Raw genomic sequence first — 26884 nt, forward strand, 5'->3', positions numbered from 1 at the left:
GTTATAGGTTATAGAGTTCCGGTTTGCGATCTCTAAAGATATTAATTTTGTTACGGATATCTTCGACTACAGCGAGGTCGATGTCTATGGAAGCAATGCCTTCGTTAGTGTCCATTTCGAGTAAGTTGGTACCCCATGGATCATAGACGGCAGAGTGTCCTGTACTTTGAACGCGACCTACTGTGCCACAGCCGTTTACGGCACAGACAAAGAATTGGTTTTCTATGGCTCGTACTTCATTAAGCACTTGCCAATGACGTAAACGCATCGTAGGCCATTGAGCAGGCACAAATAATAATTCCGTGTCTGGTAATGCAGCCATTCTTACCAGCTCAGGGAAGCGGATGTCGTAACAGATAACAGTGCTACAAGGAATTCCATCTAATTCAAAATGAGTTGTATGAGTACCACTAGCAAAGTATTTGTCTTCTTTTGCAGGGCTAAAGCCGTGCATTTTGGAATATTCACCTACGAGGTCACCTTCACGGTTGTATGCATAAGATGTATTGAATACTAGATTATCTTTCGCTACAGCGACAGAGCCGCCTACGATATTCACGTTGTGCTCTTTTGCAAAGGTGGTGAGCAATGATTTTGTTCTTTCTCCATTTCTGTCGGCAATCGTAATTAAATCATCTGATGGGTGAAAGCCTGTGTTCCAAGTTTCAGGTAAAACAATAATATCAGGATTTTCTGTAAGTGATTGAGTGAGTAACTCTTGAACGCGATTGTAGTTATATTCTACGTCGTTTACGTGGACATCCATTTGTATGAGAGTAAGACGTTTTTTCATGGTAAATCCTCTGTATATTTAAATAGTATAGTTTACGCTATATAGTATATAATTAAAATATTAAAGCATTATTGAGAGTATTACAATATGACAATGATAATAGTTTAAATACTATTCTTTTGTAGGAATGGATAGAATGGATTTAGATAGTACTAGATGTACAGGAAATCATTGGCATAGGTATTCTAGATGAGCCTATGTATCCTAGACCTAGAAAATCGATTGATGAGGTACTAGTAAAGCGTTAGTTTTTTACTATTCTTCATAGAAATGTTATAATATTCTGTATATAATTGTGTTCTGATAGAGGAGGACCTATGAAACGGATTCCGTTAGTAACACTATTGGTTGTGGCCTTGGCAATGCTTGTAGCAGGTTGTGGATTGCTTTCACAAAAAACAGAGCCCACTAGTTCAGCGCCACCAGTAAAAGAAGTTAAGATGGTACATCCATCGGGTATTCCTGTTCTTATGTATCATAAAATTGGCGACGATAAAGATAATGATGCGGTTATTCGTGAGGATTTATTCAGAGAACAAATGAAGTTCCTCAAAGATAATGGCTATAATCCACTAACGATGGATCAACTATATGACTATGTCGTAAATGGTGCAGCAGTACCTGAAAAACCAGTTGTATTAACCTTCGATGATGGCTATGCAGATACGTATTCTATCGTGTATCCAATCATGAAAGAGTATGGTTTTGCAGCCACTGTGTTTATCAATCCTGGCGATGTAGGCACTCGGTTAACTTGGGATCAAATTCGTGAAATGCATAAGAATGGTATCACTATTTCTAATCATGGGTTCCAACATATCGAAATGGGCCAATTGTCTGAAGCTAAACAAATAGAAAATATTACAAAGGCTCAAGAAGCCCTCGCGAAAGAAGTAGGTATCAAGGATAATCCTTGGTTCTGCTATCCTTATGGAGATAAAAATGAATTCACCGATGCTGCCACTAAAAAAGCGGGCATTAAAATGAGTATGGCCATGAAATCTGGCTGGGCTCATACAGGTGATAATCCATATAACATTTTGCGTGTTTGGGTTGGTAATGCTGTTGATATCAAACATTTTGAAGAACGCATTAGCACCGAACATTTCACTGATTTATAAGGAGAAATACATTGTTCAAAAAGAATTGGGTAAAGTTCATCATCATGGTGTTCCTATTTACCGTCGTAACCTCACCATTCGTGGTGCTCTTTGGACCGTTTAATAATGTAAAGCGCGCCGTTATTGGTGCCATATTGCAATCTCGCCATCCTCATTACATTACATGGCTATTCAGTGAAGATGAATTGCAATCTATTTTGGGCACTGTTGGTGTTGTTAAAAGCCAAGATCTATTCAAGTTTAATGCTCGTGAAGATAAGAGTTTAAACCTTGAAAAAATTCAGTCTGCTCGTTATGTAGGCTATATTCTTGAAATTCCAGATCCTCGTCGTATTGAAGTCGGTACAGCTGCTAATATTCAAGAAAAAGGCGATACTACAAGTAATATTGCGAAGATGAATAATGCGGTAGCTGCTATCAATGGCGGTGGTTTCCACGATCCTAATGGTACTGGTACAGGCCGTTTGCCATATGGCTTTATCTTGCATGATGGTGAATATGTCATCGGTAAAGATGTAGGACCTGAGGAAGCGGTAGACTTTGTAGGCTTCTCTAAATCTGGTAACCTTATTGCAGGTAACTATGACAAAACACAACTTGGTGATATGAAAGCCATGGAAGGTATTACCTTTGGCCCACCTCTTATCGTAGATGGTAAGAAGATGATTACTGAAGGCGATGGCGGCTGGGGCGTAGGTCCACGTACTGCTATCGGTCAAAAGAAAGATGGTACAGTACTATTCCTCGTAATTGATGGTCGTCAACCAGGTTATTCTCTTGGCGCTACATTACGTGACGTACAAGATATTCTCTATGAAAAAGGTTGCTATATTGCAGCGAATTTAGATGGTGGTTCTAGTTCTACACTATACCTCAATGGTAAAGTAGTAAACAAACCAGCCGATTTGTTAGGGGAACGCATGATCCCAACGGCGTTTATCGTGAAATAGGAGGACACATGAAACCTTTTACGCGTGTACTGAGCGCCTTTGCGGTAGGTATTCTTCTGCAAGGTGGGGTGTACCTATACCTTGATCAATATATGTTTGCACCGACTACGGATTTTAATGTGGCTGGTGCTTCAAAGGATGATACTAAGAACTTTCCTGATGTAAAGGAAGGAACTAAATATGTATCTTATGACCGTCAGTTCATGGCGGTTGTTACTGAAAGCTCTTTAAAAATTTATAAGGCTAATGAAAGCAAGCCTACAACGATTGATTTGAAGGGCCGTTCTATTAGTTACTTTAGTTGGATGCCTGACCGTAACTATGCCATCATGGGGCTATATGATTCTAGAGAGGTTGTTATGGCTCGTCTCAATGCGGATGATCCTGAACATGAAGTAGATACTAAACTTGAAGATTTGCCTCGTAACAGTAAAATCGTAGATGCTGCGTATTCTGAAGCGACAAACGTTGTTTACATGAAGGTAAAGGTTCAAGAACACGCATATCGCATTTATCGTACTGATGCTAACTATGATACGCGTCGCGTTTATATGCAAGCTACAGATATTGGTCATATTGGCGTATTCTATGATGAAGATAGATTCTTCTATGATAATGCCAAGACTGGGGATATCTTCATGTTTAATGGTATTGAAGGTGGTTGGCGTGTTATCAACCCACCAGGACGATTCCGCTTAATCGGTGTTGATATGGATAAAACTATCTATATTGCTCGTGTTGATGAGGATAATAATGCCTTAACTGTTTACACTGGTAAACTCGGTGTAGGCTTCAAACCAGTTTATAAATACAATCATCCAACAACATTCAATGAATTAACATTGTCTGATGTAAAAACTATCATTAAAGATGGTAGTGACGAAACTACGAAGGTAACAGAAGATGATACATCTTCTAAATCTTCTAGTGATAGCAAAAAGAAATCTTAAGAAAAAGCCTTTATAATGATTCATTATAAAGGCTTTATTCCTATACTAGTTTGTACTAAAAGGATATATATGAATATATTATTTGTACGACTCAGCTACATAGGCGATATACTACATGCTACACCTGCAGCACGCTGGATTAAAGAGCACTATCCAGAGGCAAAGCTCCATTGGATTGTAACACCTAGTATGGTAGAACTTTTAAAGAACAATCCCTATGTAGATGAAATCATTCCATGGGAACGGGATGAATACGAAGCACATTCTAAAAAACTACATATTCCAACGATGTGGCGCATGTGGTGGGAGCTTAGAGATAAGTTGAAACCATATAAATTTGATGTGGCTGTCGATGTACAAGGGCGACTCATAACAGGGCTCGTTTTATTAGCATCAGGTGCACCTATTCGCCTTGGCCTTGGTGGTACAAAAGAATTAAACTGGCTGTTTACCAACTACAAAGCAAAGCCAAGTACGGATCATGTTATCAAGCGATATATAGAGGTAGCAGAATTACTGAATACTGCCGTTACAGAGCATAGTGACCTAAATGTATCCAGTGCTGTTTCTGAGGATAATGTAAAACCTTGTATAGCAAATGGGGTAACTGGTAAAAAGCTATACCACATGGACTTTTTTGTGCCACCTAATTTGCATATTTGGGCAGCAGAACAGTGGAAATCAATTAGTTATGACACATCTTTGGATCGTAGCAAAGTAGAAAAGCCACTACGTGTAGGTCTTGTGCTAGGCACGTCCTGGGCGACGAAAGAGTGGCCTCAAGAGAAATGGTATTCTCTTATTAAATCCCTTCAGTATAGAGCTAATTTTGTTTGTCTAGGTGGTCCAAAGGAGGCTACTCAATACAAACCATTGATGGATTCCTTAACAGCTGGTGGCCTTGATAAAATTATGCTAAATATGCTGGGGAAAACCACACTTCAAGAGGTAGGGGCTTTAATTGAAAGTTGCGATGTAGTAGTGACTGCTGATACAGGATCATTACATATTGCATTGGCTTTAAATAAACCAGTAGTAGCATTATTTGGCCCTACGGATCCTAAACTGTGGGGTCCATTAACGGGAAACTTTAAGGTTCTTGTTAATGATGAGTTAGATTGCTTAGGTTGTCGTAAACGACGTTGTCCTAAGCCTGATCAATATTGTATGTCTGGTATTGACTCAGTACGCGTGAAAAAGGCGATTTTCGAATTGATAGGAGATAAACATGGCAAAGTTTAAAATTCAAAAAGGTTTATCCGATGTGGATATGATGAAAAACTTTAAAGATACTGAAAATTTTGAAGATACTATGCTAGATATGGAACGTTCTGCAAAGAAACCTGTAGTACATCAAAGTCCAAAACAAAAGGAAGATGCATTTTATCGTGAATTCCTTACAGATAAGGTAGAAACATTAATTGGTAAAATGTTGCTCGACATTAAGATGGAATACTTTAAAGAAGGGGAAGGAGACTTCTCTATCCAAGTCAAAAGAGATGGTAAAAATATTGTTCTTGAAACAGCACCTAAAAAGGTAAAATCTGAAAAATAATATGATAAAGAGCATTTAGTAAAAGAATCTACCTATAAAAGGTAGGTTCTTTTGTATATTTATAAAATGTAGAAATACGGGGGTTATTATCAATAAAATTGATAAGGTTATAAGTGTACCGATGATTGTCGAATTACTAGATTTATAAATACCGATATACTTTGAAAGCTGATAAATAATAACTAAAAATTATTACGAAATAAATTTTTGTTTCTCATTAAAAAGAGCAATTAATAAGAAGAGGATTTGATTAAAAATACACGTTAAATTCTAGCTTTTTAGCACTTTATTGTGAGTTCCATCACGAAAAAATCATAAAAGAATACATGAAATCATGAGTAAATTGCATAATGTGGTTGTTGACAAAGAATTCTATAAGTAGTCTAATATAAGTATGTCTTAACGATTTGTAGAGTATTTGCCTGTGTGAGCAAGTTCTACAAAAATCGTAAAAAAATAGGTATGAGATAGTTGTGTGGTGGATGTATAAAATTACATACACAAAACTATTTCGATTTGGAGGATTAACATGGCTAAAAAATTAAGAATCTGCGAAACCGTTCTTCGTGACGGTCATCAATCTATTTTGGCAACACGCATGCGTTATGAACAAATGGAACCAGTGCTTGGCCTTTTAGATGAAATTGGTTATGAAGCTCTTGAATGTTGGGGCGGCGCTACTTATGATAGCTGTCTTCGTTTCTTGAATGAAGATCCATGGGAACGCCTTCGCAAATTAAAAGCTAATGTAAAAAATACACCACTACAAATGTTACTTCGTGGCCAAAACTTGTTGGGCTACAAACATTACTCTGATGATGTAGTGGAAGCATTCTGTAAAGCTGCTGTAAAAAATGGTATTGACCGTATCCGTATTTTCGACGCATTGAACGACCCTCGTAACATGGAAGCTGCTATTAAATATTCCAAAAAAGCAGGCGCACACGTTCAATCCGCAATGGTATACACTATTTCTCCAGTTCATACAACTGAAAGCTTCTTGAAAGTAGCTGAAACATTGGTAGAAATGGGTACTGATTCCCTTTGTATCAAAGATATGTCCGGTTTGTTAGGACCTGCTGATGCATATGATTTGGTTTCCACATTCAAAAAACGTTTTGGTGAATTGCCAATCGACTTGCACAGCCATTTCACTTGCGGTCTTGCAAGCACTACATACTGGGAAGCTGCTAAAGCTGGCGTAGATATCATCGATACTGCTATCTCTCCATTCGCTCATGCAACTAGCCAACCAGCTACTGAAACTATGATCGAAATGTTCAAAGGTACTGAATGGGATCTTGGTCTTGACCTTGATAAATACATTCCATTAGTTGACCACTTCCGTAAAGTAAAACAACAAATCGCTGAAGAATTCAACTTGAAACCAGCTAGCGATGTAATCCCAGCTGTTCGTCGTTACCAAATTCCTGGCGGTATGTTGTCTAATACTCAAAATCAATTGAACGAAATGGGTATGGGCGATCGCTTCTTCGACGTTATGGATGAAATGCCACGCGTTCGTGAAGACTTGGGTTACCCTCCATTGGTAACTCCAACATCCCAAATCGTTGGTACAATGGCTATGATGAACGTTATGATGGGTGACCGTTACAAAATGGTTCCTAACGAAGTTAAAGACCTTGTACGCGGTAAATATGGTGCGTTGCCTGGTAAAATTTCTGACGAAATTCGTCACACTATCATTGGTGATGAAGAACCTATCACTTGCCGTCCAGCAGATCTTATCGAACCTGAATTGGATGGTTACCGTCAAGATTTAGCTTCCAAAGGCTACAATGGTATCACTGACGAAGACGTATTGACTTACGCTATGTTCCCAGAAGTTGCTATTAACTTCTTCGATGCAAATCGTCGTTAATCCAAATATTAAAAGAGGATTCCTATGGAATCCTCTTTTTTTATGTATAAATAAGGCAATTGAATTATATATGAGTAGAGAAATATTTTGATAATGATAATATAAGGTAAAAGAATTTATTTTTACAGATATAGCATTTTTATATTTAGAGATTTTATAAAAAATATAGAGGCTATTAAATAAGACGTTATAGAACATTATGTTTGATGTCCTAAAAATTACTTGTGGTATGTTGATGTAGGTTGCCCGGATGCGTGTAATATATATTAAAAACTTCAAAATAGTAGATAATAAAAGGCATATTGACCATATGTAATAACTGCCAATTATAAACTAACAATGAAGAAAATATGAAAGTTAAATCACTTTTTTACGCTTTTTACTTGCTTTAAGTATTAAAAATAGCGTAAACTATAAGAAGTATCTAATATTTATGATATTGAGGTAACCCTGTGAATTTACAAATACGGATTTGGATATCCAATGTTGTGCTCTTTGTAGTGCCTATTTTGATAGCAATTATCTTATTTTTGCTATACTTTACAGGTCTGCGCATATTGGCTAATGCCGGTTACTATTTGCGTATTGAGCAGGAACAACAGTTTAAAAGTGTCAGTCGAATCACTGAAACAATTACCTTTTATGGTTTAGAAAACAACTTAATAGATAGCTTAGTAAAGCCTAGCTATAGTCTACTTGATCCAAAGGAAGTATATGTAGAGGTACTAGATCAAGGTAATATGGTGTACAGCTATGGTAATCCTCAAATCTATAGCGCTTCTGCTATTGTTGGTCTTATTGATGTAAACCCCGAATTACAAGGTATTGTATATCAGTCCAATAATACGTTCGTCTATGAAATGCGGAAATACGATGGGCGTCATGCTTACGTATATCATATTGCTATAAAGCGCGCTACTCATGGTAGTGATAGCTTAATGGAATCTGTATCCTTCTACATAATCATAGTTGCTATATTGCTGTTTATTGTTACATTCTTTGCTATTAACCGATTTGTTACACGCTTTATCATGATTCATGTTAAGAATATGACAAAATCCTTAGAAATGGCCAATCGTCAGATTGAAATGGAACAGGAGCAACAAAAAGAGTTACTAGCAGGGATATCCCATGATATCCGAACGCCGTTAACAGCGATTAAAGCGTATGCAGAAGGCGTTCGCGATGGTATTGCACCAACCGAAGAGCAACAAAAACGCTATATGGGAATCATTTTGAAACGTGCTAATGATTTAGATTCGATGTTAGAGGAGTTATTCCTCATTACCACATTGAATTACAAGAAAGAATCTCGTCCATCTGAACGAATTGAACTCGGTCAATATGTACGTGATTTTGTAGAAGATCATTTGGCTCCTTATCAAACAAGAGGTCTAGAAATTAAATTCCGTATAGCAGCGGAAAATGCTTTCATTAATGCAAACCCACAATTGTTACAGCGTGTTTTACAAAATGTGTTGAACAATAGTGCTAAGTATAAAATGGCCGATGTTGGTCATTGTGTTATTGATGTAACTAGTGATGATGATTTTGTATACTGTGTTATCAGTGATGATGGCCCAGGGGTACCACCAGAATCGCTAGAACGTCTAATGCGTCCATTCTACCGTGTAGATTCATCTCGTACGAACCCACAAGAAGGTAGTGGTCTTGGATTGTCGATTATTCGTCGAATTATGGAAATCTTTGAAGGCCGAGTTGTGATTGAAAATGTAAGACCACATGGTCTACGTATTATATTAGAATTTCCTAAACAAGGAGAAGAATCATGAGTGAACATATCTTAATTATTGAAGACGATTTGGATATCGCCAATATTGAGCGTGATTATTTGATGGTGGCAGGTTATGATGTAACTATTATGACTAATGGTACGGAGGGTATTGAGGCTGCCTTAAATACTCCTGTAGACCTTATCATCCTTGATGTTATGTTGCCAGAAATGGATGGTTTTGAAGTTTGCCGCCAAATTCGTGACAAGGTTCGTGTACCAATTGTTATGGTAACAGCTCGACTTGATGATATCGATAAAATCCGTGGTCTCGGCGTAGGTGCTGATGACTACATTGAAAAACCATTCTCTCCATCTGTATTGATTGCAAAAATCAAAGCTATGTTGGCACAATATAAACGCTTAACAGAGCGCGATGCAATGGAAACTAATGCGATTCAATCTGGAGAAATCCGTCTTGATCCTAAGATGATGAAAGTTTGGGTAAACGAAAAAGAAGTTCACCTTAAAAAGAAAGAATTCCAGTTATTAGAATTCTTGATGCGCAATCGTGATATCGTATTTAGTAAAGAAGAATTATACTCTCGCGTATGGGGCCTTGATTCCTATGGTGATTATGCAACTGTAGCAGTTCATATCAACCGTTTACGTGAAGAAATTGAAGATAATCCATCCGATAGTAAGCACATCATTACTGTATGGGGCGTTGGTTATAAATTTGTTTGATGACTGAAATCATTTTCATATTACGCTCACGTTTTTGGTGGCTGTTGATAAAATATGAGTTTATAGGAAGTTATTATATAGATATAATCAAAGATTTAAAAATTGTTTATATACTTCCTTTGATAGTTTAGATATTCCATGTATACTTATCTAAGTAAGGCTGACTTTTGATTCTAGATAAGAAACAACTAAACTTCTCTCTCTTAATAAGTTCTCTCTCAACTTATCTAGATCACATATACTCTCTCTCAACAGTCCTTACACTCTCAAACTATATGCATAAAGGGCATTCCTAGCGACGGCTAGTGAATGCCCTTTATGTTTTATATGGTACATTTTTATATACATATGTTTTTATGTAATTTCTCTACAGTTGAATCGTCTTGAAATTCGATTTGCTCTTAACATATTACAAGATACATATTGTTTATAGAAATTATATTTTTATAATAGATGTAATAAATTGTTATCTTGCAATGTAAAGTCTTGCGTACTATAATAGGTTCATCAAAAATTGATTTTATAAAATTGATTTTGGTAAAAGTAGATATATACTGCTATATTACATTATTGTTATAGTGTGTATTCGATTGCGATTGGCAGTTTATATGATAAGAAATATAACAATAAGAAATCATTAAAAGATGATATAAGGAGATATGCATGAATTTTTCAAAATATAAGAAATCAATTATTGCTTGTATGCTAGCCCTCGGTATTGGCGTAGGTGGAGGATACTATTTCTTTGGTAATCCTGTTACACATCAAACAACTGTGAAGGAGCAAACTAAACAAACGAAACCTATTACAGATACACGTAATACATACGTAGTTCAAGCGGCAAAAGAATCTGGCCCAGCTGTAGTGGGAATTACCACTCAAGTTTTCCAAAAGGATATTTTTAACCGTACCATCTATGCTGGGGAAGGTGTTGGCTCTGGTGTATTGATTGATAATGATGGACATATCGTAACAAATAATCACGTTGTAGCTGGTGCTAAAAATGGAGAGGTTACAGTTTCCTTGTCCAATGGATCTACCGTTACAGGTACAGTTATCGGTACAGATGCCCAAACAGACTTAGCTGTTGTTAAAATCGATCCACCAAAGGATATTCAACCTATAAAAATTGGTGACTCTGATTCCTTGCAAGTAGGGGAACCGGCTATCGCCATTGGTAATCCTTTAGGCCTAGAGTTTAAAGGCTCTGTTACATCTGGTGTAATCAGTGCCTTAGCACGTACTATTGATGATCAAGGGCAACGCTTCCCATTGATTCAAACAGATGCAGCTATCAATCCAGGTAACTCTGGTGGTGCTCTCATCAATGCAGATGGTGAATTAATCGGTATCAATAGTTCTAAGATTTCTAAAGAAGGTGTGGAAGGTATGGGCTTTGCCATTCCTATTAATTCCGCTATGACCGTTGTAGACTCTATTATTAAAAATGGTAAGGTTGTACGCCCTTATATTGGTGTATGGGCTGTGGATCGTCAAACAGCAGCGCGTAACAATGTAAGTTATGAAGGCGAAGGTCTTCTTATTGTTCAACTTGATGCAAATGGTCCTGCTGCACAGGCTGGTTTAGTAGAAGGCGATACAATTGCTCAAGTTGATGGCAAGGATATTAGTACACTGTTAGAATTAAAAGAGCAAATTGACGCTAAGAGCCCTGGTGATACGGTTTTGGTATCTTATACTCATAATGGCAAAATGAAGAGCACACAGCTTAAATTAGGCCAAGCATCTTCGAATTAATCGGAGTATTAAATATATTAGTAGATTAAATTTAACTGAAATAAAAATCCTCATCTAAGATGAGGATTTTTTATTTCAGTTGAATTATTAGACTAGATTTGTGTAAAACCACTTGTAAAGTATATAAATTTTTAAAGTATTTTATATCTATAAAATCAGTAATTATCTATGTTTGTGATCGTTGGAATGTGTTTATTTTTATTTTGTAAAATATATTTTTAACAAGGTACCTTGCATTACGAGGTACCTTGTGTTATTATGTATTTGTCAGTACATGATAGTGACCGTAAGAGAGCTTTCACATTGGCAGGTAGGCACAACCTAAAGGGAGGAACTATGCAAGTTCAATTAAAAAAAGGTGTTATGGATATGCTTGTGCTAGCATTGTTAACACAAAGTGATCGCTATGGATATGAAATCGTAAGCACTATTTCAGAATATATTGAGATTTCGGAAGGAACGATATATCCATTATTTAATAGATTAAAGAAAGAAAAGTATGTTGAAACATATTTAAAAGAGTCCTCTACAGGACCATCTCGAAAATATTATCATATCACGACTGATGGTCGTGCAGCATACAATAAGATGCGCCAAGAATGGGATGAATTTTCTGGTGTAATCAACATCCTGTTGAAAGGAGTCGACTATAATGAACAAAAATAGCTTTTTAGAAGCACTGCGCAATATATTCAAAAAGGCCCATGTTGCTGATGTAGAAAGTATTATCGAGGTTTATGAAGAGCATTTTGCAGTAGGTTATGAAAGAGGACTTACGGATAGCGAAATCATTAAATCTTTGGGCACTCCAGAGGAAATCTATGCATCTTATGTAGATGCAGGCATTATTACAGATACATTAGGCCAAGATGGTGGTGAAAGTAAATCTGTTAATATGCAAGAAATCTATGCTAGATTTGATGATTACAAAGAACGTTTATTGCCACAATTACCAGGAATGGCAAAAAAAGCATCTAAAACATTGTTATCTATTGGAAGTGCTTTGTCATATATCGTAGGAGTTTTACTATTTATCATTACACCAGCTATCCTATATTTACTTGGAAGCTCATGGCAACCGTTTGAGAATGTAACGGCATTTCCTGCATTATCATTAGTAACTTTAGTTGCACTTGGTGGTGTAGGTCTCTTTGGGGGCCTTACATGTATCTTTGTTGGTGTTGAACTTCGTGGGGTACGCGAACGTTATTTCAGCAATGTAGATTAAGGAGGACCTATGAGACGAATTATAATTGCTGCCATTCTAACTGTAATCAGTGCTGTAGGGGCAGGTACATCATTTGCTGTAAATGATCTACCAAATTTTGGCGAATGGATGAAAATAAATGAACAACAGTTCAGAAAACCACATAGACATGATGGTCCTAATATGCATATGGATCAACATATGATGGATGGACATAATCAAATGATGCCTCAAGATGGTATGGGGCCTAATAATGGTCAACATATGTACCAAAATGGTCAAAACCAAATGATGCCTCAAGATGGTATGGGACCAAATAATGGCCAACATATGCAATCAAATGGTCAAATGCCTCCACAAGGTCCAGGACCGCAACAACCTAATGGTAATGCTTCAGAACAAGCACCTAATGGTGAGACACAAGCTCAATAAAATATATAAAACTATTAATATAGATTGAGCCGTATATTTTAAGATATTAATAGATATAGAGTTAGATCTATCTGAGGATATCGTTGTTTTAATCGTATTTGAATATTAGGTAAAGGTGAAAATATGAAAAAACTTTTAATTGCTACAGTATTAACCGCAGCATTTGGGATTGGCGGTGTAACATTTGCTTCTACTAATGACGTACAAAATAATAATGAGCCAATCAAGATGAATTTGTTAGTAGAACGAAATCATGATGATGCAAACAATTTCCAAGATAAAAAATGTGATATGCTACTAGAAAATCAAAATAACCAAATGCATAGACAAGATCGAATGGAGCATATGCCAATGAATCATCCAGTTGATAATATGCATCGAAAAGATAACGATCAATCTATGAGACCAGAAGGTGAAAACCATCAAATGAGACAACAATGTAATAATCATCAAATGCCTCCGCAAGGTCAACCTGGCCAAATGCATCAAGGTGAGCAACCAAATGGTAATGCACCTCAACCACCTGTGGAACAAGGTGCACCACAGATTACTCAAAATCAATAGTATTCTATTGATTCTTTTCTCTCACAACACTTTCAGAGTGCGTGGTCGTGAAAGTGCATTCATGGCCACCATAGAGCCACACACTCTATGTGATACATTCGTATCAGAATCTCTCTCTTACACACAATAACTACACACAAACAAAAAGAGCTCCTCAGTGAAGGAGCTCTTTTTGTATCTATTTATAAAGATAGATTATACTTGATAGACTGGGAATATTTTTATTGACTTATATATTTAAAAGAAAAGACCTATGCATATGCATAGGTCTTTAGTCATTTTATTTGATGTGTTTGGAACCGCGTTCTGTCATAGCTACGCCGTCTTTGCAAAGAGGACATTCTTCAGGTTTGTATGTAGGAACTTCAAGGTTAAGTAAGGCTTGTACTTTTTCGTGAGGTACGCCGAATTCTGCTTTACCGCCAGAACGGTTAACAAGAAGGCCTACACCTACGATTTCACCACCGGATTGGTTTACAACATTTACTACTTCTTGTACAGAACCACCAGTTGTTACGATGTCTTCAACGATAAGCACGCGTGTGCCTGGCTCAATTTTGAAGCCGCGGCGCAATGTCATAACACCTTTTTCACGTTCTGTGAAGATAGCGCGTGTACCAAGAGCTTTACCCACTTCATGAGCTAGTAAGATACCACCAGTCATAGGTCCAATAACGAGTTCTACATTTTGATCACGGAAGCGTTCAGCTAATTCTTTACAAAGTGTTTCAGTGTATTTAGGATGTTGCAATACATTAAATTTTTCAACGTACATTGGGCTGTGGAGTCCAGATGTCAAAAGGAAGTGACCTTCTAAAATAGCTTGAGTGTCGATCAGTAATTGTTTTACTTCTTGTTCTGTCATCATTTGGATACATTCTCCATTTCTTCAATAATTAAACGAACTGCTTCACGAGGATTTTCAGCCTGTGTAATAGGGCGGCCAATAACGAGGCGAGATGCGCCATCTTGTAATGCACTAGCAGGTGTAGCAATACGTTTTTGGTCGTCGGTTGCTGCAAAGGATGGGCGAATACCAGGTGTTACGATGAGAAAATCATCACCACATGCTTCGCGGATCATCTTAGCTTCTAATGCGGAACATACAACGCCATCCATGCCACATTCTTTAGCCAGCTTTGCTAAACGAATAACTTGGTCAGAAATAGGTAGTTGCCCACCAGTAGATGTCCAAGCTTCATCATCAAAGCTAGTTAACACAGTAATTGCCAACAATTTAGTTCTTTCAACACCTAATTGTTCAGCTGTTTCGCGAGCTGCTTGTACAGCTGCTTTCATCATAACTGGACCACCTTGACCATGCATAGTGATCAAGTTAGCACCTAAACGAGTTAGGGAAGACACGCCATGTGCCACTGTATTAGGAATATCATGCAATTTCAAATCAAGAAATACTTGTTTGTTTTGCTCTTGTAAATAGCGAACTGTTTGCTCTCCTTCGGCGTAGAATAGCTCCATGCCAACCTTGTAAAAGCTAACCGCATCACCAAGGGATGTTACGATTTCTTTCATCGCATCCATAGTGGATACATCAAGGGCAACGATTAATCTGTCATCTGCCATCTTGCAACCTCCATACTACATATATATCTAAATAATTTTCACATACAGAGGGCCCATCTGTCAATTAAATTTGATGTGAAAGAGGTGACTATTAGTCACCCTTGAATAGTAGATTATAGACTGTTTCATGCTATAATAAATGGAGAAAATGAATATAATTCTTATATATAAATTTTGAAACATATAGATTTGAAAGGAGTCCTATGTTAGATTTTGTTGCATTAGACTTTGAAACAGCTAATAAATTTAAAAATAGTGCGTGCTCCTTGGCGGTTATTACCGTAAAGGACGGGCAGATTACAAAAAAGGCATACAGCCTTATTAAACCACCATTCATGAGCTTTGATGATGAATGTATTGAAATTCATGGCATTCAACCAAAGGATGTTATCCATGAGAAAACATTTGATCAATTGTGGAATGCTATCTATGAGAATCATTTAAAAGGCAATATCATGGTAGCTCATAATGCAAAATTCGATATGAATGTATTACGTGCTACACTGGATTACTATAAAATTCCTTGGCCAGAGCTAGATTATGCATGTACTGTAAAACTTTCACGTGCCGTATGGCCAGATTTAGTAAACCATAAGCTAAATACAATGGCTGCATACATCGGGGTTGAGTTTAAACATCATTACGCATTGGATGATGCGGAAACATGTGCTAAGGTTGTATTAGAGGCGGCTAAGGCTAAGGGCGTTAATAGCTTGCCAGATTTGTTGAAGGCTACAGGTGTACCACTAGAACCATTTATTGATGACAAAAATCGCGCTGCTCAAGAGGCTTTACATAAAGAACCTGAGCCAGAGCAAATGTCGTTCTTTTAGTAAGGAGAGACACTATGTTAGGTAAAGAATTATTATCTTATGTGGATCACACACTATTACGTCCTACAGCTACATGGGATGATATTAAAGAAATTTGTGACGCCGGCGTAGCCTATAAGACGGCATCAGTTTGTATTCCTCCAGATTTTGTGGCTTCTGCACATGAAGCGTATCCAGAGCTCAATGTCTGCACTGTTATTGGGTTCCCTCTTGGCTATGAAACGACAGAGGTGAAGGTAGCTGAAACAAAACAAGCCCTTTCGGAAGGGGCCTCTGAAATTGATATGGTCATTAACCTAGGCAATGTAAAACAAGGGGATTTTGATGCGGTTACTGCTGAAATTAAAGCTCTTAAAGCAGCCTGTGGAGACAAAATCTTAAAGGTTATAATTGAAACTTGTTACCTTACTGATTCTGAAAAGGTAGCTCTCTGTAAATGCATTACAGATGGTGGTGCCGACTATATCAAAACATCTACAGGTTTTGGTAGCAGTGGTGCTAGCCTTGAAGATATACAACTCTTTAAGAAACACATCGGCCCTAATGTAAAAATTAAGGCTGCCGGTGGTATTCGTTCTATCTCTGATATGAAAGCTTATATTGCAGAAGGTTGTAGCCGTATTGGCGCCAGTGCAGCAGTAGAACTACTTAAAGATCATTTAGACGAAGAAGTGTAATAGAAAACCACCTAGGCAGTGCTTAGGTGGTTTCTTAGAATGGCGGTATAACCATGCGCATGTATGATATTATTCTAAAAAAACGTTCTAATTTACCATTAACAGATGAGGAAATTCGCTTTGTCATCTCTGGCTATGTGAATGGCGAAATTCCCGACTACCAAGTGAGTGCTTTGTTGATGACCATTGTATTTAATGGGATGAATGCTCGTGAACTAGGCACATTGACATTAGCGATGGCACAATCGGGGCATATGGTAGATTTGTCCGATATTGATGGGATAACAGTAGATAAGCATAGCACTGGTGGTGTAGGGGATAAGACAACACTTATCATAGGTCCTCTCGTAGCTGCTTGTGGAGGCAAGGTGGCGAAAATGTCTGGTCGTGGTTTAGGGCATACGGGCGGCACTATCGATAAGATGGAGTCCATACCAAATCTAAAGGTATCATTGGACCAAGAGGCATTTATTAATCAAGTCAATACAATAGGTCTTGCCGTCATCGGACAATCTGAAGGGCTGGCACCTGCAGACAAGAAGCTATATGCTTTGCGTGATGTAACAGGCACCGTCGATAGTATCCCTCTAATTGCATCCTCTGTAATGAGTAAAAAATTAGCCTCTGGGGCACAAGCCATTTTGCTGGATGTAAAGGTTGGTAGTGGCGCCTTTATGAAAACCTTAGATGATGCTCGTGCATTGGCTAAAGCAATGGTAGATATTGGAACGGAAAATGGCCGCTCTGTTAAGGCTGTTTTAACCGATATGGATAGACCACTGGGTCATGCCATTGGTAATGCTTTGGAAATCCGTGAGGTTATTGATACGTTGAAAGGTCATGGCCCAGAGGATTTAACTCATGAATGTGTTATTATGGCAGCTCATATGCTTGTGTTGAGCCAAATTTGTGATTATGAAATTGCTCTCAGTCGCGTACAAGAGGCTCTTAATTCGGGAGCAGCTCTTGAACGATTGCGCATGATGATTGATGCTCAAGGTGGAAATAGTCGTGTTCTTGATGATGAAAGTTTACTAGCCATCGGGAAATTCACTTATGATGTTACAGCGCCTCAAGACAGTTACATTACACACATGAATACAGAACAATGTGGGATTGCCTCTGTTATGCTCGGGGCTGGTCGCACTGTTAAGGATGGACCTATTGATTATAGTGCAGGCATAGTAATGCACAAGAAAACCGGTGATGCTGTTAGGGCTGGTGAAAGTATAGCTACTATGTATGCATCTGATGAAAGTTTGCTTGCTAATGCCTGTAAAACTTATTTAGAGGCAATTACTTTTGGTAAAACAGCACCAGTGGTGGTAGATACGATTCTTGATATGGTGGAATAAGGATATCCATATGATAGAAAAGGAAACTGATATGACGGAACAGGAAATTCAAAAGCTTATTGATCGTGCCATAGTAGCGCGTGAGAAAACCTATAGTCCCTATTCCCATTTTGGAGTGGGTGCAGCCCTTCTGTGTGAGGATGGGGCAATCTATGAAGGTTGCAATATAGAAAATGCATCTTATGGTTTAACTAACTGTGCAGAACGAACTGCTATATTTAAAGCCGTATCAGAAGGTCGTACAAAATTTAAGGCCCTCGCCGTAGTTGCTGATACGGAAGGGCCTTGTGCACCATGCGGTGCTTGTCGCCAAGTAATTTCTGAATTTGAAATACCACAGATTATTTTGGCTAATTTAAAAGGAAATTATAGAGTCCTTGACCTTGATGAATTATTACCATTTAGATTTGGTGCGGACAGCTTATAGTAAAAAAAGAGACCACCGATGTGGTCTCTTTTTTGTTATAACTTAGAATGCAGGAACAACTGCACCTTTGTATTTTTCTTCAATGAATTTTTTGATTTCAGGGCTATGAAGAGCTTCCATCAATTTTTTGATGCGAGGATCGCTTTCATTGCCTTTAAGTACAGTTACGATGTTTACGTAAGGGGAATCTTTAGATTCGATTGCCAATGCATCTTTACTAGGGTTAAGACCTGCATTTAATGCATAGTTTGTGTTAATAGCTGCTAAAGCTACATCGTCAAGAGAACGAGGTATTTGAGCTGCTTCTAATTCAACAAATTGGTAACCATTAGGATTGGAAGTGATATCTTGAATTGTAGACAAGATATTGCTGGAATCTTTCAATGTGATAAGACCTTCTTTTTGCAATAACAATAATGCACGACCACCGTTTGTAGGGTCATTAGGGATAGCGATTTTAGCGCCTTTAGGAAGATCTTTTAAATCTTTAATTTGATGGGAGTATAAGCCCATTGGCTCAAGGTGAACACCACCAGCAGATACTAGTGGAAGGTTGTGAGCTTTTGCGAATTCATCCATGTAAGGTACATGTTGGAAGAAGTTTGCATCGATTTCTTTATCACCCAAAGCAATGTTTGGTGTGTTGTAATCAGTGAATTCAGTGATTTGTAAATCAATACCATCTTTTGCCAAGACAGGTTTAACTTGTTCCAAAATTTCTGCGTGAGGTACTGCTGTAGCACCGATTTTTAATACTTGTTTGCCGTTGTTAGCAGCTTGTTTGTTATTGTCATTACCGCAACCAGCGATCAATAAAGCACCGCCAAGGATTACAGTAGCTGCTAATGCTAAAAATTTTCTCATTAGACACACTCCTTTTACAATCATTTCATATAAAATATTACATTTATAGTACTAAATTATTTCCTATCTATCAAGAAGGAATTGTTACGAGTTCTCCATAGCTTAAAGTTATACCAAAAAGAGATTTCCAAACTAGTATCTATAAATAGTTGATAGTGTTTGGAAATCTCTCTTTATTTTATGTAATTTTATTTATTGTATTTAATGTATGTATTGGTAAACACTTATTTGCTAATAATTGAATCTATGGTTCAACCTTATTTACCTATGATAAGTCCAATGGACCACATAATTTGGTAAATCATTGCAGCCCCTGCAGTTGTACCCATAGCTTTGTCGAGTAGGAACTCATCTGTTTTAGTACTTAAGGTATGTACTGTTTTGAAAGCTAGTGGTGCTGCGAAAAAGGCGAAGAGGGAGAACCATGTCATGTGACCTACGATGATCCATGCAAGGATCCAAATAAAGTTGAATAGGTAGGTGATACTCATTAAACTGAGGGCACGTTCACGGCCTAATACGATTGGTAATGTACGACGACCATGGCTTTCATCATTTCGAATATCACGAATGTTATTCGTGAGCATAATGGAACCAACGAGCAATGTAGATGGAATAGCAGGGATTAATAATGCTAAAGATAAGTCTCGCGTCCATGCATAGCCTGTAATGAGGACGATGGCAAAACCCATAGCGATACCAGAGGAAATTTCACCAAATGGTGTGCGAGAAATCGGTTTTGGCCCACCAGAGTAGAGAAAACTGATGAGAATGCAAAGAAAACCAGCTGGAATATAGTACCAAGTAATGGTTGCCGATAGATAAAGACCGATGATAATAGGTACAACCATGAGTACCTTAATCATGGTAACGATGAGCTCTGGTGTAATGGCACCACGGGTGATAGAACCAGCATTGCCGACCTTCTGCCCCGCATCGAGACCAGATTTAAAATCTTTATATTCATTCCATAAGTTAGCAACAATTTGAGCTGTTACAACAGCTAAAAATATTAAAATCGTATGGAAAATGGCGAGACCTGTACCCTTTACGGCACCAAATGCGTAATAACTAAAGGATGCACCTAAAATGGTAGGCCCTAAAGCGGCCGCTAATGTACGAGGCCTAGTGAGTGGAATTATTTCTTGTATCATAATAAAAGCACACCAAGTGTGCACTCCTTTCTATTTCTCATACCCTATGTTTACATATCTATTTAAGTATTGTATAGCAGAACTGATAGGTTGTAAATTACACTATACAGTTATACATCTCTATATAGTATAATAATTAATATATGCAGTATAGATTATCTTTTTGAAATCTTATAGATGCAGTACAGGTTATGAATATAATCTGTATACATAGTGTATTGTTAAATCGTGAGGTGTCTTATGAGAGCTCTCAATAAAAAATTGATGACATTGGCTTGTGCGACGTGCTTGACTGTTGGCATGGGCGCAGTGGCATGTGCTGATACAGTAGATTTAGGATATGGTTTGTATGGCAGTACATCTCCTACAGTGAAAGCAGTAGAGGTAATACATGTTCCTACGGATGCAAAGCTGCGAAATAATGAGCAAAGTCAAATAATTTCAGCTGCAAATAAAGCGGCTATGGATGCTGTTAATGTTAACTTTAAATTGCATGCTCCAGTTCCTGTCACACCTATGAAGGGCGATATTTTAGATGGATTTTCCTACTATCAATTACAAGGAACTGATAAACAAGGTCACCATGTAGGTGAATTACTGGTTATCAACTATTCTAAAAATGCCATAGATCAAGTAATAGGCATGGCTAAGACTGTTGTGGCGAAGGGCACAGATGTAAAAACTGCTGCGGAAAATTCTTCTGATTCTAAATCGGTAGAGTTTTATTCTAAAGAGTTAGCTCAAGAAAAATTACAAAATTTAAAAGGTAACACCATTGAAGGTGCTAAATTAGCTAAAGACTTAAAAATGATAAATGATAAGTTACCTACTCAAATTATGGGTGCCTTTGATAAAATGCTTGCCACAGATAAGAAATCATCTCCTAAAAGTATAGAAGAATTCCGTTCTTATGTAGACTTTATGGCAAAACAAGTGAGCCTAGATGCAACGCATGTGGCCTATAAACCTGTGCAAACACGCTATGGTACAGCTGTGACTGGTGATTTACGTGGTAGTCTTATATATGATGGTTTTAGAAATTCTTATGCTTTGATTGGTTATGCCGTTCCTACAGATAAAGGTGTATCCTTACAGATTTTATCATCTGATGATTCTAGCTATGATTATTGGGCTAATGAGTTGAATCATATGTATCAAACACAATCTCTTAAGGGAGGTAAATAATATGAAATCTTTGAAAGTATTGGCTTGTGCAGCCTGTTTATTAGGTACTGTATCTGGCGTAGGTTTCGCTAAGGATGTGCAAACTATTGCAGGTTCTATGGTAGTGCCTAACAATGTAAATGTTGTTTCTGCATCTAAAACAAATACACGTGATTTTGTAGAAAAACAATTGAATGAGAATCCTTCAAAATCTTCAATGGCAAATATGATGGCCAAGGAGCTTCTTCAAAACTTTGGCACTACTTTTGACGTATACCAATTAAAAGGTGCTGACAAAACAGGTCAAAAGGATGCGTTAGTAGTAGCTGTAGATGTTAAACAAATAGCGCAAAAAGTAGCTAAAGATAAGGCTAATGACCCTATGTTTGTGGCTGCAATGGCAGCTCTTGATAAAGGCCAAATTGACCCTGTTACAGAACAACTCATGTTAGGTGCTATTAACAAGCAAATTCCAACTACTACTACTACTACTGTAGTACCTTTAAATGATCCGAAACGCTATGCTAATCTTAAGACTCGGTCAGGTGAACTGCTTATAAAACCTAGAACGCTTACTGTAGAAAATGCGGAACAAGTACATCCTGTGGCTGGTACAAAATATCAAACTTATGCAGCAAGTTCTCGCTTGTTATATGCGGATGGAAATGTACAAACTCCGCTTTATGCAAATGCTGCATTTGTGTTGAAGCCAGGTAAACCGGTACTATACGTAGGTGTAACAACTGATGTACAACGGGATTATTTCAAAACGATATTTGACAACGCCTTCAAATCTATTAAATAATTTGTTATAGATATGCTTTCACGAAGTATGTCATTTACAAGGTAATTACTAATGTGAGTATGGCGGCATTAGAATAATTTATATTATTTTCAATTATATTTTAAAGGAGAATTATTATGAACACAATTCACACAGACAAAGCTCCAGCAGCAGTAGGTCCTTACTCTCAAGCTAAAGTAGTAGGCGGTTTATTATTCGCTTCTGGTCAAATTCCACTCGATCCTGCAACTGGTTCCATTGTTGCAAGCGGTATCGTAGAGCAAACTGAACAAGTATGCAAAAACATTGATGCTGTATTGGCTGCAGCAGGTTCTGACTTCTCTGAAGTTATTAAAACTACTTGTTTCTTGGCTGATATCGCTGACTTCAAAGCATTTAACGAAGTGTATGCTAAATACTTCACTTCTAAACCAGCTCGTTCTTGCGTAGCAGTAAAAGATCTTCCATTGGGTGCTTTGGTAGAAGTGGAAATTATTGCGGAAGTATAAGATGGATTATATTTCCTTATTAAAATCAGAGATGCGTCCTGCCTTCGGGTGCACTGAGCCGATTGCATTGGCTTATGCGGCTGCGAAGGCAGTCTCTGTTTTAGATGAGTTTCCTAACCATATTCACGCACGATGCAGCGCGAATATTATTAAAAATGTAAAATCCGTAGTAATTCCTAACTCTGGTGGGCGAAAGGGCCTTCAAGCGGCTGCTACCCTTGGTGCCATCGTAGGTCATCCTGAGCGTGAGCTAGAGGTACTAGAATCTGCTACAGATGAAGATCGTAAATGGCTTGGCACATTGTTGAATGCTAACTTCTGTACGGTCTCACTTGCTGAAGGTGTAGATAATCTTTATATCGAAATCACTGCTGAAACAGATGAACATACAGCGGTGGTTCGCATTGAAAATGACCATACGAATGTAACCTATGTTGCTGTAGATGGTGAGATTGTGTCTGAAACAATCAATGAAATTAAGAAGGTCGCAAAAAAAGAATATGCTATGACCTTTGATAGCATTTACGAGTTTTCTAAAACGGCAGATATTTCTGGCATTATTCCTCAAATCAAACAGCAAGTAGAATACAATACAGCTATTTCTCGAGAAGGTTTATCTAATGATTATGGCTCCAATATTGGCCAGCTCTTGTTGTTGGATGAAGAAAATCCGTCTCTAGAAACGAAATGTAAGGCTCGTGCAGCAGCTGGATCCGATGCGCGCATGAGTGGGTGTCCATTGCCTGTTGTAATTTGCTCTGGCTCTGGTAACCAAGGCTTAACAGTATCAGTGCCTATCATTACAACTGCTGAGGAACTTGGTAAAAGTGATGATGAACTGTACCGAGCGCTAGTCTTTGCTAACTTGTTAACACTGTACGTTAAATCTGGTATTGGTAAATTGTCCGCCTACTGCGGTGTTGTATCTGCTGGTGTTGTAAGTGTAGCCGGTATTGCCTTCTTGAAAGGTGATAGCAAGGATATCATTGAGAATACTTTAGTAAATGGTCTTGCCAGCTTATCCGGTATCGTTTGCGATGGAGCAAAACCATCCTGTGCAGGTAAAATTGCTATCTCCCTTAATGGCGCGTTCATGGGCTATAAACAAGCTCGCCTTAACAAGAACTACCAAAAAGGCGATGGCCTTGTAGCATATACCGTTGACGATACCATCCGCAGTATCGGTACTGTGGCTCAAGGTATGAAAGAAACGGACGTAGTTATCTTGAATGAAATGCTAAAACACTAATTTAGCTAAAAATATAAGTCCCCGTAAGGGGGCTTTTTTGTATATTAACTTGTATACTATGATATTATAATGTTGATTATATTTTTTATTATTCATAGGATATATAAATTAAATAAACATATAGATTACAATGTATGAAATATTGAGTGGATTATAGGTGCAACGTTAATGGGATTAGGTATATTTACAATAATTTTTATTATTATGGCAATAACTACAGTGTTAGGCCCAGTCAAAATAAGTAGTAAATTTTTATTTTATATTGCACCAGTAATATTAATTGCTACATCATTGATTGAAATTTTATTGATAAACAATATTCAATATAGAAATGATTATAGAATTATAAATCTTTCTATAATGTTTGTAAGCTTTATGACGGTAGCATATATTAGGAGTAAACTACCTTTAAAGAAATAAAGTAGGTGTTTTGGTGTTTTTTATAAATTATATTTGGTACTTTATTCTTGTTATATCACTTATATTTGTAATAGTTGGTAGTGTCTATCGAATCAATGGTTGGAACTATAGGATACCGATGGGGCGTGGTGATTTTTTTAAGATCTATATTATTACCTATATAGGCATTATATTCAGTTTATTTTTAACTTATCGCTTGAAGATTAGTGTATATGACAGTAGCAACCTTTTATATGCTATTATAGTTTGCATTATAGGTGCTATAAGTATATCTCAATTCTTTTTGTGTGGAATGCGAAGAATTGTTGATTTGAAATGGTGCTCCCCTTTATTTTATCCTGTTGTATTTATATCGGGTCTTATATTATCTAAGTATATTCCTGATTTAATGTCACTTATGATGCTAGTCCAGCTTTTGCTTTACTTCACACCAGGTAAAAGTGAGTAAGCTACTCGGTTTTATAATCTTGTATGAGGTAAATGATGACGGTTTTAATGTTTTTGGTGATATATTTTGGTTCAGTAGTTCTTTTATATTCTTATAATTTTATTACATGTGGGAACTTTTGGAGAACGGATTATTCTGCATTAAATAGGAAGTGGTTTTTCTTCTATAGTCTCATTGTAGAGAGTATTGTCCTTGTAGTGTTACCGCAGGTTAGGTATTTATTTAATGAACCTTATATAAACTCTATGTTAGGTACCATATTATTTGTACTTGTATTAATAGTTTGTAATATGGGTACGCAATATATTGGTATTAAGCGTTTGGTTGATATTGGTATTACGAATCCGAAATGGTATCTATGGATTAATTTTCTTCTCTTAGGTTCTATATTACTTCCTGGAGAAATAAAAAGTATTATTGTACATTCAGTTAATATGGTTGTATTAGTTATGCCACGTCAAACTATTAAAAATAATAAATCATATTGATTTAATGTAGATAGTATATGTATAAAACAAAAGGGCTGTTTTGATATGTACCCCCTTTACTGGACAACCAGTAAAGGGGGTATTTTCATGAGATATAGTTATGAATTTAAAAGAAAAGCAATTGAATTATTCTATCAAGGTGAATGGCCAGAGACGCCAACTGGAGTATTGACTCATACTTTTCACGAACAAATAATAAAATGGGCTAAACAGGAAGAGTTTAATGGCTCAGAAATCAATAAGCATAATCCAGATAAGCGATGTTGGTCTCCAGAGAAGAAATATGAGTTAGTATGCCAAGTATTATTTGGAGAATCTATCCGCTCTGTATCTATTAGGGCTGGAATTAATACTGGCCAACTGTATCAATGGGTTCATAAATACAAAACTTTGGGATACAATGGTCTTATTAATAAACCTAAAGGACGACCATCAAAGGATTGCAAAATGAAAGTACCTAAGACTATCTCATCCCGAGAGCTCAAAGAGAGTGAATATGAGGAACTCATTCGCTTACGAGCTGAAAACGCTTATATTAAAGCTGAAAATGAAGTCATAAAAAAAGAGATTGCCTTGAGAGAAGAAAAAGAGGCTGCGCGACTCAAGGCGAAAAAGCAGCGATTATCAAAACGCTCCGCCAACAAGGCTATCAACTAAAACATCTTTTGAAAGCTATGCCAATGTCCAAATCTACCTATTATTTTGAACTTACTAAAGTAGATCTTGTAGATAAAAGAAATACAGAGCTAAAAGATGAAATTCAAAAGATTTTTACAGAACATAAAGGCCGGTATGGTGTACGCCGTGTATATCAAGAGCTTCTTAATCGAGGCTTTGCAGTCAATCATAAACGAGTGCAAAGACTTATGCATATTATGGGACTTGCAGGAAAGCGACCGAAAGAAAAGTATCACTCTTACAAAGGGAAAGTCGGTAAGGTAGCAGAAAATATCGTCAATAGAGATTTTAGTACAACTGCACCATTACAAAAATGGACTACTGATGTGTCTCAATTTAATTTCTCGTGGGGAAAATGCTATTTGTCGCCTATTTTAGATATGAATACGAATGAGATTGTTGCTTATGACTTAGCATTAAGGCCTAACTTAGAACAAATTTCTCGTATGTTAGAGAAGGCATTCAAGAAGTTTACTAATCTTTCAGGATTAATCCTCCATTCTGATCAATGATGGCAATACCAACATAAGTACTTTAGGAGAACACTCAAAGAACATGG

The 26884-nt window shown here is 37.2% G+C and carries 29 protein-coding genes; 24 read left to right on the plus strand and 5 right to left on the minus strand.

Going from position 1 to position 26884, the window contains the following annotated elements; genetic code table 11:
* Position 1: 1 nt before the first annotated feature.
* Positions 2–793 (minus strand): carbon-nitrogen family hydrolase, encoded by a 792-nt coding sequence (locus tag MOQ65_RS08235; protein ID WP_257847258.1) that lies wholly within the window; start codon positions 791–793, stop codon positions 2–4.
* Positions 794–1110: 317 nt separating this feature from the next.
* Between MOQ65_RS08235 and MOQ65_RS08240 the strand changes: the two genes are divergently transcribed.
* The 13 genes from MOQ65_RS08240 (at position 1111) to MOQ65_RS08300 (ending at position 13691) form a co-directional block, all read left to right on the plus strand.
* Positions 1111–1914, plus strand: coding sequence for a polysaccharide deacetylase family protein (locus MOQ65_RS08240; RefSeq protein ID WP_024066460.1), 804 nt, complete (start codon positions 1111–1113; stop codon positions 1912–1914).
* An 11-nt stretch (positions 1915–1925) separates the two neighbouring features.
* Positions 1926–2864, plus strand: a complete 939-nt coding sequence (locus MOQ65_RS08245) for a phosphodiester glycosidase family protein (protein WP_039969603.1) — start codon at positions 1926–1928, stop codon at positions 2862–2864.
* Positions 2865–2872: 8 nt separating this feature from the next.
* Entirely contained in the window at positions 2873–3814 is a 942-nt protein-coding gene (locus tag MOQ65_RS08250; protein WP_005387918.1) for a hypothetical protein, read from the plus strand.
* Between the two features lie 69 nt (positions 3815–3883).
* Positions 3884–5056 (plus strand): glycosyltransferase family 9 protein, encoded by a 1173-nt coding sequence (locus tag MOQ65_RS08255; RefSeq protein ID WP_257847259.1) that lies wholly within the window; start codon positions 3884–3886, stop codon positions 5054–5056.
* Complete coding sequence (locus tag MOQ65_RS08260) at positions 5043–5369, plus strand: hypothetical protein (protein WP_257847260.1); 327 nt, start codon at positions 5043–5045, stop codon at positions 5367–5369. Before MOQ65_RS08255 ends, MOQ65_RS08260 begins: the two co-directional genes overlap by 14 nt.
* Positions 5370–5898: 529 nt before the next feature.
* Positions 5899–7251, plus strand: coding sequence for a pyruvate carboxylase subunit B (locus MOQ65_RS08265; protein ID WP_156719618.1), 1353 nt, complete (start codon positions 5899–5901; stop codon positions 7249–7251).
* Between the two features lie 452 nt (positions 7252–7703).
* Positions 7704–9044: a sensor histidine kinase gene (locus MOQ65_RS08270; protein WP_060924132.1), complete on the plus strand. Its 1341-nt coding sequence runs from the start codon at positions 7704–7706 to the stop codon at positions 9042–9044.
* Positions 9041–9730 (plus strand): response regulator transcription factor, encoded by a 690-nt coding sequence (locus tag MOQ65_RS08275; RefSeq protein WP_005387927.1) that lies wholly within the window; start codon positions 9041–9043, stop codon positions 9728–9730. Before MOQ65_RS08270 ends, MOQ65_RS08275 begins: the two co-directional genes overlap by 4 nt.
* A gap of 663 nt (positions 9731–10393) precedes the next feature.
* Positions 10394–11488 (plus strand): S1C family serine protease, encoded by a 1095-nt coding sequence (locus tag MOQ65_RS08280; RefSeq protein ID WP_257847261.1) that lies wholly within the window; start codon positions 10394–10396, stop codon positions 11486–11488.
* Positions 11489–11824: 336 nt separating this feature from the next.
* Positions 11825–12154: a PadR family transcriptional regulator gene (locus MOQ65_RS08285; RefSeq protein ID WP_036466165.1), complete on the plus strand. Its 330-nt coding sequence runs from the start codon at positions 11825–11827 to the stop codon at positions 12152–12154.
* Positions 12141–12716, plus strand: a complete 576-nt coding sequence (locus MOQ65_RS08290; RefSeq protein WP_024047881.1) for a DUF1700 domain-containing protein — start codon at positions 12141–12143, stop codon at positions 12714–12716. Before MOQ65_RS08285 ends, MOQ65_RS08290 begins: the two co-directional genes overlap by 14 nt.
* Before the next feature lie 9 nt (positions 12717–12725).
* The gene (locus MOQ65_RS08295) at positions 12726–13127 is read left to right on the plus strand and encodes a transcriptional regulator (protein ID WP_257847262.1); all 402 of its coding nucleotides are present in this window, start codon (positions 12726–12728) and stop codon (positions 13125–13127) included.
* 123 nt (positions 13128–13250) lie between these two features.
* Entirely contained in the window at positions 13251–13691 is a 441-nt protein-coding gene (locus tag MOQ65_RS08300) for a transcriptional regulator (protein ID WP_257847263.1), read from the plus strand.
* 280 nt (positions 13692–13971) lie between these two features.
* On the opposite strand, the gene pyrE is transcribed toward MOQ65_RS08300, so the two are convergent.
* Both pyrE and pyrF read right to left on the minus strand, forming a co-directional pair.
* Positions 13972–14559 (minus strand): orotate phosphoribosyltransferase, encoded by a 588-nt coding sequence (pyrE, locus tag MOQ65_RS08305; protein ID WP_105085311.1) that lies wholly within the window; start codon positions 14557–14559, stop codon positions 13972–13974.
* Positions 14556–15275 carry an orotidine-5'-phosphate decarboxylase gene (pyrF, locus tag MOQ65_RS08310; protein WP_156719623.1) on the minus strand — a complete coding sequence of 240 codons (720 nt, stop codon included), beginning with the start codon at positions 15273–15275 and terminating at the stop codon, positions 14556–14558. The genes pyrE and pyrF overlap by 4 nt, the downstream gene beginning before the upstream one ends.
* A 203-nt stretch (positions 15276–15478) precedes the next feature.
* Here pyrF and MOQ65_RS08315 point away from each other — a divergent pair, with 203 nt between their 5' ends.
* Genes MOQ65_RS08315 through MOQ65_RS08330 form a run of 4 tightly spaced genes read left to right on the plus strand, consistent with a single transcriptional unit; the run spans position 15479 to position 18567 of the window.
* The gene (locus MOQ65_RS08315) at positions 15479–16108 is read left to right on the plus strand and encodes a 3'-5' exonuclease (protein WP_119206488.1); all 630 of its coding nucleotides are present in this window, start codon (positions 15479–15481) and stop codon (positions 16106–16108) included.
* 14 nt (positions 16109–16122) lie between these two features.
* Positions 16123–16785, plus strand: coding sequence for a deoxyribose-phosphate aldolase (gene deoC, locus MOQ65_RS08320; RefSeq protein ID WP_257847264.1), 663 nt, complete (start codon positions 16123–16125; stop codon positions 16783–16785).
* A gap of 53 nt (positions 16786–16838) precedes the next feature.
* Positions 16839–18140, plus strand: a complete 1302-nt coding sequence (locus MOQ65_RS08325; protein WP_257847265.1) for a pyrimidine-nucleoside phosphorylase — start codon at positions 16839–16841, stop codon at positions 18138–18140.
* Between the two features lie 10 nt (positions 18141–18150).
* Positions 18151–18567, plus strand: coding sequence for a cytidine deaminase (locus tag MOQ65_RS08330; RefSeq protein WP_257847266.1), 417 nt, complete (start codon positions 18151–18153; stop codon positions 18565–18567).
* 42 nt (positions 18568–18609) lie between these two features.
* Here the strand turns inward: MOQ65_RS08330 and MOQ65_RS08335 are convergent, their stop codons facing one another.
* Together MOQ65_RS08335 and menA are read right to left on the minus strand one after the other, a co-directional pair.
* The gene (locus tag MOQ65_RS08335; protein WP_156719647.1) at positions 18610–19431 is read right to left on the minus strand and encodes a MetQ/NlpA family ABC transporter substrate-binding protein; all 822 of its coding nucleotides are present in this window, start codon (positions 19429–19431) and stop codon (positions 18610–18612) included.
* 257 nt (positions 19432–19688) lie between these two features.
* Positions 19689–20585, minus strand: coding sequence for a 1,4-dihydroxy-2-naphthoate octaprenyltransferase (gene menA / locus MOQ65_RS08340; RefSeq protein WP_257847267.1), 897 nt, complete (start codon positions 20583–20585; stop codon positions 19689–19691).
* Positions 20586–20825: 240 nt separating this feature from the next.
* Here menA and MOQ65_RS08345 point away from each other — a divergent pair, with 240 nt between their 5' ends.
* The 7 genes from MOQ65_RS08345 to MOQ65_RS08375 all read left to right on the plus strand — a co-directional run bounded on the left by MOQ65_RS08345 (position 20826) and on the right by MOQ65_RS08375 (position 26837).
* Positions 20826–21770, plus strand: a complete 945-nt coding sequence (locus MOQ65_RS08345; protein WP_257847268.1) for a hypothetical protein — start codon at positions 20826–20828, stop codon at positions 21768–21770.
* A gap of 1 nt (position 21771) precedes the next feature.
* Positions 21772–22554, plus strand: coding sequence for a hypothetical protein (locus MOQ65_RS08350; RefSeq protein ID WP_257847269.1), 783 nt, complete (start codon positions 21772–21774; stop codon positions 22552–22554).
* A 116-nt stretch (positions 22555–22670) separates the two neighbouring features.
* Complete coding sequence (locus tag MOQ65_RS08355; RefSeq protein WP_105085321.1) at positions 22671–23042, plus strand: RidA family protein; 372 nt, start codon at positions 22671–22673, stop codon at positions 23040–23042.
* A 1-nt stretch (position 23043) separates the two neighbouring features.
* Positions 23044–24291 (plus strand): L-cysteine desulfidase family protein, encoded by a 1248-nt coding sequence (locus MOQ65_RS08360; protein ID WP_257847270.1) that lies wholly within the window; start codon positions 23044–23046, stop codon positions 24289–24291.
* Positions 24292–25191: 900 nt separating this feature from the next.
* Positions 25192–25647 carry a hypothetical protein gene (locus MOQ65_RS08365; protein ID WP_213467706.1) on the plus strand — a complete coding sequence of 152 codons (456 nt, stop codon included), beginning with the start codon at positions 25192–25194 and terminating at the stop codon, positions 25645–25647.
* An 87-nt stretch (positions 25648–25734) separates the two neighbouring features.
* Positions 25735–26304, plus strand: a complete 570-nt coding sequence (locus MOQ65_RS08370; RefSeq protein ID WP_241670441.1) for a transposase — start codon at positions 25735–25737, stop codon at positions 26302–26304.
* On the plus strand, positions 26268–26837 hold the full coding sequence (locus MOQ65_RS08375; RefSeq protein WP_257847299.1) for an IS3 family transposase: 570 nt from the start codon (positions 26268–26270) through the stop codon (positions 26835–26837). Before MOQ65_RS08370 ends, MOQ65_RS08375 begins: the two co-directional genes overlap by 37 nt.
* Positions 26838–26884: the final 47 nt, after the last annotated feature.

The sequence above is a fragment of the Veillonella faecalis genome (assembly GCF_024677885.1).
GTDB classification, from domain to species: domain Bacteria; phylum Bacillota; class Negativicutes; order Veillonellales; family Veillonellaceae; genus Veillonella; species Veillonella nakazawae.

Excerpts from the sequence above, each read along its gene's own strand:
- MOQ65_RS08235 (WP_257847258.1), bottom strand. The coding sequence starts at position 793 with ATGAAAAAACGTCTTACTCTCATACAAATGGATGTCCACGTAAACGAC.
- MOQ65_RS08240 (WP_024066460.1), top strand. The coding sequence starts at position 1,111 with ATGAAACGGATTCCGTTAGTAACACTATTGGTTGTGGCCTTGGCAATG.
- MOQ65_RS08250 (WP_005387918.1), top strand. The coding sequence starts at position 2,873 with ATGAAACCTTTTACGCGTGTACTGAGCGCCTTTGCGGTAGGTATTCTT.
- MOQ65_RS08255 (WP_257847259.1), top strand. The coding sequence starts at position 3,884 with ATGAATATATTATTTGTACGACTCAGCTACATAGGCGATATACTACAT.
- MOQ65_RS08260 (WP_257847260.1), top strand. The coding sequence starts at position 5,043 with ATGGCAAAGTTTAAAATTCAAAAAGGTTTATCCGATGTGGATATGATG.
- MOQ65_RS08265 (WP_156719618.1), top strand. The coding sequence starts at position 5,899 with ATGGCTAAAAAATTAAGAATCTGCGAAACCGTTCTTCGTGACGGTCAT.
- MOQ65_RS08275 (WP_005387927.1), top strand. The coding sequence starts at position 9,041 with ATGAGTGAACATATCTTAATTATTGAAGACGATTTGGATATCGCCAAT.
- MOQ65_RS08280 (WP_257847261.1), top strand. The coding sequence starts at position 10,394 with ATGAATTTTTCAAAATATAAGAAATCAATTATTGCTTGTATGCTAGCC.
- MOQ65_RS08285 (WP_036466165.1), top strand. The coding sequence starts at position 11,825 with ATGCAAGTTCAATTAAAAAAAGGTGTTATGGATATGCTTGTGCTAGCA.
- MOQ65_RS08290 (WP_024047881.1), top strand. The coding sequence starts at position 12,141 with ATGAACAAAAATAGCTTTTTAGAAGCACTGCGCAATATATTCAAAAAG.
- MOQ65_RS08295 (WP_257847262.1), top strand. The coding sequence starts at position 12,726 with ATGAGACGAATTATAATTGCTGCCATTCTAACTGTAATCAGTGCTGTA.
- MOQ65_RS08300 (WP_257847263.1), top strand. The coding sequence starts at position 13,251 with ATGAAAAAACTTTTAATTGCTACAGTATTAACCGCAGCATTTGGGATT.
- pyrE (WP_105085311.1), bottom strand. The coding sequence starts at position 14,559 with ATGATGACAGAACAAGAAGTAAAACAATTACTGATCGACACTCAAGCT.
- pyrF (WP_156719623.1), bottom strand. The coding sequence starts at position 15,275 with ATGGCAGATGACAGATTAATCGTTGCCCTTGATGTATCCACTATGGAT.
- MOQ65_RS08315 (WP_119206488.1), top strand. The coding sequence starts at position 15,479 with ATGTTAGATTTTGTTGCATTAGACTTTGAAACAGCTAATAAATTTAAA.
- deoC (WP_257847264.1), top strand. The coding sequence starts at position 16,123 with ATGTTAGGTAAAGAATTATTATCTTATGTGGATCACACACTATTACGT.
- MOQ65_RS08325 (WP_257847265.1), top strand. The coding sequence starts at position 16,839 with ATGCGCATGTATGATATTATTCTAAAAAAACGTTCTAATTTACCATTA.
- MOQ65_RS08330 (WP_257847266.1), top strand. The coding sequence starts at position 18,151 with ATGATAGAAAAGGAAACTGATATGACGGAACAGGAAATTCAAAAGCTT.
- MOQ65_RS08335 (WP_156719647.1), bottom strand. The coding sequence starts at position 19,431 with ATGAGAAAATTTTTAGCATTAGCAGCTACTGTAATCCTTGGCGGTGCT.
- menA (WP_257847267.1), bottom strand. The coding sequence starts at position 20,585 with ATGATACAAGAAATAATTCCACTCACTAGGCCTCGTACATTAGCGGCC.
- MOQ65_RS08345 (WP_257847268.1), top strand. The coding sequence starts at position 20,826 with ATGAGAGCTCTCAATAAAAAATTGATGACATTGGCTTGTGCGACGTGC.
- MOQ65_RS08350 (WP_257847269.1), top strand. The coding sequence starts at position 21,772 with ATGAAATCTTTGAAAGTATTGGCTTGTGCAGCCTGTTTATTAGGTACT.
- MOQ65_RS08355 (WP_105085321.1), top strand. The coding sequence starts at position 22,671 with ATGAACACAATTCACACAGACAAAGCTCCAGCAGCAGTAGGTCCTTAC.
- MOQ65_RS08360 (WP_257847270.1), top strand. The coding sequence starts at position 23,044 with ATGGATTATATTTCCTTATTAAAATCAGAGATGCGTCCTGCCTTCGGG.
- MOQ65_RS08365 (WP_213467706.1), top strand. The coding sequence starts at position 25,192 with ATGATGACGGTTTTAATGTTTTTGGTGATATATTTTGGTTCAGTAGTT.
- MOQ65_RS08370 (WP_241670441.1), top strand. The coding sequence starts at position 25,735 with ATGAGATATAGTTATGAATTTAAAAGAAAAGCAATTGAATTATTCTAT.